Below are 768 nucleotides of genomic sequence, written 5' to 3'. Positions count from 1 at the left end.
ATGAACAAGTTATTAGACAGTCTGACGGTATTGTGTATGATTAGTGGCGTGTTCAAGCGCCTATTTTAGCAAATAAAAACGGAATAGAAATTCCGCGAGGATTTTCGTAAGTAAGCGAGAACCAGCCATTAATTATACACGGCATTTCGTTGTTTTTATTCAGATTTCTAATTATTTAATTGAGTTTTGTTTTTTGAAAGGTATCCATTTCAAAATATATCCTAAACCAATTGCACATAAAACGCCTGACGTTGTTTGAATTATGCTATTATCAACTAATAAAAAAGCAATAATCCCAAAGACTCCAATTCCAATTCCAATTATCTGTGATTTATTCATAAAATCAATATTTGTGAGTTTAATTTAATATTTTTCAATTCCGATTGAGTGAGCAATTCCGCAACTTGCTAGATCAGGCGTACAGTTCATTTTTTTTGTAACAGCTTTTCAGTTAGTTCCGTTAAATTTTCAGCTCACAGATTTTGTAAATTCTGTATTTCGTTCGGTTTTATAAAATTCATTTAGGATTTTTATTGTTTTTAGATTCATTAACAAAAATTAGTATTACAGAAGCAATTAGAACTATTGTAGCGCCTAAAAACAACCAAAATTTTGTTGATGCAGTATTAATATTCATAAAGTCAAAACCGAGAATATTTAAAAGCATTGCAATTATAACCAGTATCGAAGATAAATTTCTTTTAATCATATGTTTTTGGTTTTGAGTGAGACAATGAATGCCAACGCTCTTGAGTATGATTAGTTGCG

The 768-nt window shown here is 30.1% G+C and carries 2 protein-coding genes; both read right to left on the bottom strand.

The features are described from left to right. Nucleotides 1–171 precede the first annotated feature (171 nt). The gene (locus ESY88_RS21280) at nt 172–339 is read right to left on the bottom strand and encodes a hypothetical protein (protein WP_189702687.1); all 168 of its coding nucleotides are present in this window, start codon (nt 337–339) and stop codon (nt 172–174) included. 178 nt (nt 340–517) lie between these two features. Further along, on the bottom strand, nt 518–768 hold a 251-nt coding region (locus ESY88_RS20730; RefSeq protein WP_223270925.1), incomplete at its 5' end, for a hypothetical protein.

The organism is Subsaximicrobium wynnwilliamsii, from assembly GCF_007997225.1.
Classification (GTDB): domain Bacteria; phylum Bacteroidota; class Bacteroidia; order Flavobacteriales; family Flavobacteriaceae; genus Psychroserpens; species Psychroserpens wynnwilliamsii.
This window is presented reverse-complemented; position numbering and strand designations above follow the sequence as displayed.

Coding starts and splice junctions, on each gene's coding strand:
- ESY88_RS21280 (WP_189702687.1), bottom strand. CDS start 339: ATGAATAAATCACAGATAATTGGAATTGGAATTGGAGTCTTTGGGATT.